The organism is Planctomycetota bacterium (assembly GCA_035574235.1).
Taxonomy (GTDB): domain Bacteria; phylum Planctomycetota; class MHYJ01; order MHYJ01; family JACPRB01; genus DATLZA01.
The window spans coordinates 1-7,700 of record DATLZA010000094.1 but is presented as its reverse complement, the minus strand read 5'-3'; the positions used below and the strand labels follow the sequence as shown (position 1 = coordinate 7,700).

Annotated in this window: 5 protein-coding genes; all 5 read left to right on the top strand. The window is 70.9% G+C overall.

Annotated features, from left to right (window positions below):
* Positions 1-602, top strand: a 602-nt coding sequence (locus tag VNO22_07940; protein ID HXG61288.1) for a PQQ-binding-like beta-propeller repeat protein, incomplete at its 5' end; no start/stop codon positions are given.
* Positions 599-3,304: a PEP/pyruvate-binding domain-containing protein gene (locus tag VNO22_07935; protein HXG61287.1), complete on the top strand. Its 2,706-nt coding sequence runs from the start codon at positions 599-601 to the stop codon at positions 3,302-3,304. The genes VNO22_07940 and VNO22_07935, both read left to right, overlap by 4 nt.
* The gene (locus VNO22_07930) at positions 3,301-4,092 is read left to right on the top strand and encodes a hypothetical protein (GenBank protein ID HXG61286.1); all 792 of its coding nucleotides are present in this window, start codon (positions 3,301-3,303) and stop codon (positions 4,090-4,092) included. The genes VNO22_07935 and VNO22_07930 overlap by 4 nt, the downstream gene beginning before the upstream one ends.
* Positions 4,093-4,265: 173 nt before the next feature.
* A complete protein-coding gene (locus VNO22_07925; protein ID HXG61285.1) occupies positions 4,266-5,582 on the top strand; it encodes a PQQ-binding-like beta-propeller repeat protein in 1,317 nt (438 codons plus the stop codon).
* Positions 5,583-5,596: 14 nt separating this feature from the next.
* Entirely contained in the window at positions 5,597-7,453 is a 1,857-nt protein-coding gene (locus VNO22_07920) for a PA14 domain-containing protein (GenBank protein ID HXG61284.1), read from the top strand.
* The last annotated feature ends 247 nt before the right edge of the window (positions 7,454-7,700 follow it).

Below are 7,700 nucleotides of genomic sequence, written 5' to 3'. Positions count from 1 at the left end.
CGACCGGGCCCGCGCCCCGCGCGTGGGCGCACAACCTTCTTTTCGAAGCGGCCGAGGGCGAGATCCGCTGCCTGAGCGACGTGCGCCCGGCGCGGCTCTGGAGCGCGCGGCCGGAGACCGCCCCGCTCGGGGCCCCGTCGGTCGCGGCCGGGCGCGTCTTCGTCGCCGCCGCGGGGAAAGGAACCGCCCAGGGTTTCCTCGAAGCGCGCTCGATCGCGGACGGAAGCCTTCTCTGGCGGCAGGAGCTGGACGCGGCGCCGATCTCGTATCCGGTCGCTTCGTCCGAGTGGGTCCTCGTGGCCACGGGGGACGACCGGATCGCCGCGTTCCGCGCCGCCGACGGCAAGGCGAGGGATCCCCTGCCGGTGGCGGGCCGGCCGGTCGCGCCCGCGCTCTGGAAGGACACGGTCGTTCTGGCGGGCGAAGGCCGGATCGCCGCGTACGACCTGGCGGCCTCCGAGTGGCTGTGGAACTACAAGGATCAGGATCACATCGGGACCCCCGCGGGCCCGCCCGTCCTGGCGGCCCGGACGATCTGGGTGGGGACGTCCAAGAGGGGCCTGGTGGCGATCGGGGTTCCCACCGCGCAGGCCAAACGATGAGCGTTTCCGTCGCCCCGCCGCGGCTCCGGTTCATCCACTGCTTCGCCCCCGGAGCGGCCGAGGAGAATCCCTCGAAGGAGGCGCTGGGGGGAAAGGGCTACAGTCTCGTCGCCATGACGCGGGCGGGGCTGCCGGTGCCGCCGGGATTCGTGGTCGAAACCCGCTGCTGCGCGGAGTACTACGCGGCGGGCCGCGCCTGGCCGGCGGGGCTCGAGGCGGAAATCCGCACGGCGCTCGCCTGGCTCGAGGCGGTCACGGGGCGGACGCTCGGCCGCGGGCCGCGGCCGCTGACGGTGGCGGTGCGCAGCGGGGCGGCCGTCAGCATGCCCGGCATGATGGACACCGTTCTCAACGTGGGGCTGCGGCCGGACCTGGTGGACTGCTACCCGGACCGCGAGCGGTTCTGGCGGGACCTGCGCGACTACGTGAGAAGCTATGGGGAAACGGTCTGCGGGATCGATCCCCGCGCGTTCGAGGGGATCGACGGTTCCGCGGAGGAGCAGGCGCGGCGGGCGCTGGCGGCCTTCCGGGACGCGGCGGGGCGCCCCTTTCCCGACGATCCGTGGGAGATGCTCGCGGCGGCGGTGAGCGCGGTGTTCGATTCCTGGATGAGCCCGCGGGCGGTGACGTACCGGGAGCGGCACGACATCCGCGGGCTCCCCGGGACGGCGGTGACGATCATGGCGATGTTCCCCTCGGAGCGCTCCGGGATTCTGTTCACGCAGGATCCCAACCGTCCCGAGGACGGCCGGATCGTGATCGAAGCGTCGCCGGGGCTGGGGGAGGCGATCGTGCGGGGCCACGTGGAGCCGGACGCGTTCCAGGTGGACCGCGGGTCGCTGCGGATTCTGGAGCGCCGCGTGCGCACCGCGGAGGCGCCGTGCGTGACGGACGCGGAGGTGATCGAGCTGGCGCGGCTGGGGCTGCGCGTCGAGGAGTACTTCGGGGCGCCGGTGGACGTGGAGTGGGGGATCGCGGACGGGCGCGCGGTGCTCCTTCAGGGGCGTCCGATCCGGGGGCTGGAGATCGCGCGGGCGCTTCCCGAAATCCGCCGCGAGGAGATCCGCCGGTTCGCCGAGCGCGCGGCCGGCCGTCCGCGCGCGGCCTGGGCGATCCACAACCTGGCCGAGACGCTGCCCGCGCCGACGCCCCTGACGTGGGACATCGTGGGGCGCGGATTCATGGGGAACGGGTTTCTCCGGCTCTACGAGGACCTCGGGTTCGTCCCCTCGGCGCGGGTGCGGCGCGAGGGGTTCCTGGACCTGGTGGGCGGGCGGATCTACGCGGATCTGGAGCGCGCGGCGGAGCTTTTCTTCGGGCGCTTCCCGATGGAGTACGACGTGGACGGAGCGGCGCGCTCGGCGGAAGTCCTGGCGGGCCGTCCCACGAAGTTCAACGTCGAACGGGCGGGGGCGGGATTTCTCCTGAAGCTCCCCGGATACATTTTCCTCATGATCCGGGCGGGGCGGCTCCTGCGGCGGGCGGCGCGAGGGGGGTTGAGGGATCTCGAAAGCCGGGTCCTTCCGGCGTTCGAGGCGTACGTGGTGCGGGCGCGGGAGCGGCGGCTGGAGACGCTGACGGTGGGGGAGCTGCTCGGCGAGGTGGCGGAGCGCGAGCGGGCGCTCAATGATTTCGGCGCGGAGTTCCTGAAACCGGGGTTTCTCGCCGGCTACTACCACGGGCGGCTGTCGGGGACGCTGGAGCTCGCGCTCGGGCCGGAGGAGGGGCGGGCGCTGGCGGCGCGGCTTCTTTCGGGGCTGGAAGGGGACACGACGGTCGAGTCCAATATCGCCCTCTACCGGGTGGCGCGGGGGGAGCGGACGCTCGAGGAGTTCCTGAAGGAGTACGGCCACCGGGCGGTGAACGAGCTGGAGCTGGCCGAGCCGCGCTGGGCGGAGGATCCGTCGTATCCGCGTCAGCGGATCGAGCAGTACCGCAGGGCCGCGGGGCCGTCGCCGGCGGAGCTTCATGAGCGCCGCAAGCGCGAGCGGCTGGAGGCGGAGGCGTCGCTCGGGGAGCTGCTCCGCCGGCACGGCGCAGGGTCGCTGGAGGAGGAGGTCCGGGCGGATCTGGCGGGGGCGCAGCGCCATATCCCCTGGCGGGAGCGGTGCAAGGACGCGTTCGTGCGGGCGGTGGCGCTCGTGCGGGAGGCGCTCGAGGCCCTGGCGGAGCGGTGGGAGCTGGGAAGGGATCTTTACTTTCTCGAGCGGGGGGAGCTGGAGCGTTTCGCGCGCGAGCGGGAGGCGCTCGAGGAGGCGATCAAGGCGCGCAAGCTTCGCTGGCAGGCGCTTCAGCGGCTGCCGATGCCGGAGGTGCTGCGGGCGTCGGACCCCGAAGCGATCGGCCGGGAGGCGCCGGCGGCGGCGGGCGACGGGGTGTTCGAAGGGCTCGGGGTGGCGGCGGGCGTGGGGACGGGAACGGCGCGGGTGCTCCGTTCACCGGAGGAAGCGGGGGATCTGACGTCGGGGTATGTGCTGGTCTGTCCGACGACGGATCCGAGCTGGACGCCTCTTTTCGTGCACGCGGCGGGGCTCGTGGTGGAGCGAGGCGGGATGCTTTCGCACGGGGCGATCGTGGCGCGGGATTTCGGGATTCCGGCGGTGGTTTTGCCGCAGGCGACCCGGCTTCTTCCGGACGGGGCGCCGGTGCGGATCGACGGCGGACGGGGGCGGGTGGAGATTCTGAAGGGCGGGCGGCCATGAAGACGGCGCTCGAGGCGCTCTACGCGCCGCTGGATCTTCTGCTCGGCTGGACGGGGTACCTTCCCGGCCCGTGGGCGGTGGCGCTCGTGGGGGCGCTCTCGGGGGCGGCGGTGATGGCGCTTCAGAAGTACGCCAGCCGCCAGGCGCTTCTGGCGCGCTGCCGGGAGGATCTGCGCCTTCTGAAAGCGCGACTGCGCGAGGCCCGGCGGGCGGGCCGGCGGGAGGAAGCGGCGCGGCTGGGCGCGCTGGTGCGGCGGATCAGCGGGAAATATCTGTTTGGGTCCCTGAAGCCCGCGCTCTGGAGCGTGCCGGTCGTGGGGGTGGTGGCGCTCTGGTGCGGGGCGCGCCTGGCATGGGAGCGGGTGCGTCCGGGGGAGACGCTGGAGGTCGTGGCCCACTTCGAAGACCGGGCGGGAGGGTGGGCGCATGTGGTGCCGTGCGACGGGCTGCGTCCCGAAGGGGCGGCCGTCGCGGCGCCGCAGGCGGGCCGGGCCTCGTGGAAGATCCGGGCGGAACGGGAGGGGACGTTTCCGCTGGTCGTGCGCCACGAGGACCGCTCGTACGAGGTGGCGCTTCCCGTGGCGGCGCGGGGGGGCCGGCCGCCGGAGCCGGTGGCGGTCTTCCAGGAATCGAGTCCCGGGCAGGACCGCCTGCAGGCGATCGAGCTTCGCCTGCGGCCGTCGATCGGGCCGGCGTGGTGGAATCTGGGGCTGGGCTGGGCGGGGCTGTACTTCGCCGTGGCGCTTCTGGTGGCGCTGCCGCTGCGGTGGGCCCTGCGGGTGCAGTAACGGGCCGCGGGATCTTGCCGTTCCCGACGTGCTGGCCGCCCCCTGGTGGACCGCCGCATGACGGGGAATTCCTCCGGCGCCTCGAGCCTTGCGCCGGCGGACACGGCCGGGCCGCCGAGCGCGTATAGAGGAGTAGCGACGATCCAAGCGTGGCAACCCCGCAAGGAGGACGGATGATCCTGCGCATCGCGATCGCGGCAATCCTCGCCTCGGGCGTGGCGGCGGCCGACGACCCCTGGCCCCAGTGGCGCGGTCCCGCCCTCAACGGCACCTCCGACGCCCGCAACCTGCCGGTCCGATGGTCCGAAACCGAAAACATCAAGTGGAAAGCGCCGCTTCCCTCCTGGAGCGGCTCGACGCCGGTGATCTGGGGCGACCGCATCTTCGTGCCCTCCCCGAGCGCCGCCGGTCAGGGTCCCGAAGCCAAGTCCGTCAAGAACATGGGCGGAGCCCGGAAACGCGAAGGCGTCGATCTCCTTCTCCTCTGCCTCTCGAAAAAAGACGGCTCGGAGCTCTGGCGCGCGGTCCTGCCCGAAGGCAACTGCCACGTGGGCTACCAGAACATGTCCAGCCCCTCCCCCGTCACTGACGGCACGCGCGTGTGGTGGCTCACGGGCACCGGCGTCCTCACCGCCCTCGACATGAACGGCAAGGTCCTCTGGCGCCACGACCTGCAGAAAGCCTTCGGAAAGTTCGGCCTGAACTGGGGCTACGCCTCCTCGCCTCTCCTTTACGAGGGCCGCATCATCGTCCAGGTCCTCCACGGAATGACGACCGACGATCCCTCGTACCTGGCCTGCTTCGACGCGGCCTCGGGCAGGCTGCTCTGGAAAGTGGACCGGCCGACCGATTCCCCCAACGAGGGCCCCGACGCCTACACGACCCCCTTCCCGCTCAAGGTCGGCGACCGGATCCACCTCATCGTCGCCGGCGGCGACTACGTCACCGGCCACGATCCCGCCACGGGCCGCGAACTTTGGCGCATGGGAGGATTCAATCCCAACAACGATCAGTTCTACCGCCAGATCTGCACCCCCGGAGCGGCCGGCGACATCCTCGTTTCGTGCATCAAGAAGGGACCCACCCTCGCCTTCCGCGCCGGCGGCCAGGGTCTGGTCACCCGGAAAAATCTCCTCTGGACGAGCGCCGAGATCCTCTTCGACGTCCCCTCGCCCGTGTCGGACGGCACGTATTTTTACATCCTGGGCGACGGCGGCCTGATGAGCTGCGTGGACGCCCGGACCGGAGAGGCCAAGTACAAAAAGGAGCGTCTTCCCCGCGGCACGTACTGGGCCTCCCCCCTCCTGGCCGACGGCAAGATCTACGTCACCAATACCGAGGCACGCACCACCGTGCTGGCCGCCGGACCCGAGTTCAAGGTGCTCGCCGAAAACAAGCTCGACGACGACTACACGCTCTCCTCCATCGCCGTCTCCGGAAACAACCTTTTCCTCCGCACTTCCAAGGCGCTCTACTGCATCGGCCCGTGAAGGGGAAGCGCCCCATGAGCCGTCTCCCCGCCCTTCTCGTGCTGGCGGCGGGCTGCGCCGCCGCCCCGACCGCCGGGGAGCCGCGCCCCCTCTCCCTTCACCCCGACAACCCCCGCCTTTTCCTCTGGCGCGGGAAACCCACGCTGCTTGTGGGATCGGGCGAACACTACGGCGCGGTCCTCAACCTTGACTTCGACTACGCCGCCTACCTTGAAACCCTCCAGGCGGACGGACTCAACCACACGCGCCTCTGGGCGGGCACCTACCGGGAGGTCCCCGGCTCCTTCGGCATCACGGACAACACCCTCGCCCCGGCGCCGGGCCGCTATCTGGCCCCCTGGGCGCGCAGCGACCGGCCCGGCTACGCCCACGGAGGGAACAAGTTCGATCTTTCCCGCTGGGACCCCGCCTTCTTCGAACGCCTGCGCGACTTCGTCCGAACGGCCTCCGAACGCGGCGTCGTCGTGGAGGTCAACCTGTGGTGCCCCAACTACGACGAAACGCTCTGGAAAGCCTCCCCCCTCCATCCGGACAACAACGTCAACGGCGTCGGACTCGGACCCGACGGCAAGCCCGTCCCCCGCGACGAAGTCTACACCCTCAAGCACCCGCGACTCCTCGAGGTCCAGCTCGCCACCACCCGGAAAATCGTCCGGGAACTCGCCCCCTTCGACAATCTCTACTTCGAGATCTGCAACGAACCCTACCTTGGCGGCGTCACGCTCGAGTGGCAGCACCGGATGGCGGAGGCCATCGTCGAAGCCGAGAAAGACCTCCCTCACAAGCACCTGATTTCCCAGAACGTGGCCAACGGCCGCGCGAAAGTCGTCAACCCCCACCCGGCGGTTTCGATCTTCAACTTTCACTACTGCGTCCCGCCGGACGCGGTGGCCCTGAACGGGGGGCTCGGCAAGCCCATCGGCGAAAACGAAACCGGCTTCCGGGGAAAGGACGACGTCCTCTACCGCACCGAAGGGTGGAACTTCATCCTGGCCGGCGGCGCGCTCTACAGCCACCTCGATTACTCCTTCACGACGAAGCACCCGCGGGGAACCTTCCTGGACTACCGCTCGCCCGGCGGCGGGAGCCCCGCGCTCCGGCGCCAGCTCGGGGCTCTCAAGAAATTCATGGAGGGTTTCGACTTCGTCCGCATGGCGCCGGCCCCCGGCGTCCTGCGCCGCATCTCCCCGGAGGACCTCGAAGCGCGCGTCCTGGCGGAGCCCGGCCGCCAGTACGCCGTCTACGCCCATGTCCCGCTCGGGGGACGTCATTTCTCCGCCCGATGGAGCGGACTCCTCGAACCCCGCTTTTCCGAAACCTACACGTTCACCGTCACGGCCGACGACGGCGCGCGCCTCTGGATCGACGGCCGCCTGGTCGTCGACCGCTGGACGGATTCCTCCGCCCGCGACGACGCGGGAACGATCGCCCTGGAGGCCGGCCGGAAAGTTCCCATCGTCCTCGAGTACTATCAGCGCTCGGGCGGCGCGGTTCTCCGCCTGGCCTGGTCGAGCCCGAGCCAGAAGAAGCAGATCATCCCGCGCGAGCGTTTTTCCCTGCCGGACGGCGCCGGCCCGGGCCTCAAAGCCGAATACTTCGAAGGGACGGACCTCCGCCGCCTCCGCGCCTCCCGCACGGAGGCCTCCCTCCAGTTCGACTGGTCGAACCTGGGCCCCTTCGGGCGCGACCTGAACGAACGGCGGGCGGAAATCGTCCTGGACCTTCCGGCCGGCCGGTACACCGCCGAGTGGATGCACCCCCGGAGCGGGACCTGCGGCGCGCGGGAGGAATTCGACCATGCGGGAGGCGAGCGCCGGCTCGCCGCGCCGCCTTTCCTCGAGGACGTCGCCCTCCGGCTCCTCGCCCGATAGGCGCTTCTGTAACGCCCGGCCCCTCCTCCGTTATCGAGGTTCGGCGGTCCCAGGAGAACCCCGGAGGTGCGGCCATGACGCGGATCCTCGCGGCGCTTGCGCTCCTCGCCCCCGCGGCGGCGCACGCGTACATCGAAGCGCTCTATCCGCTGCAGCAGTTCATGAACGAATCCCAGGTCATCGCCGAGGGCGTCCTCGAATCGGCCGACCCCAAGACCAAGACCGCCCAGGTCAAGATCCTGCGCTC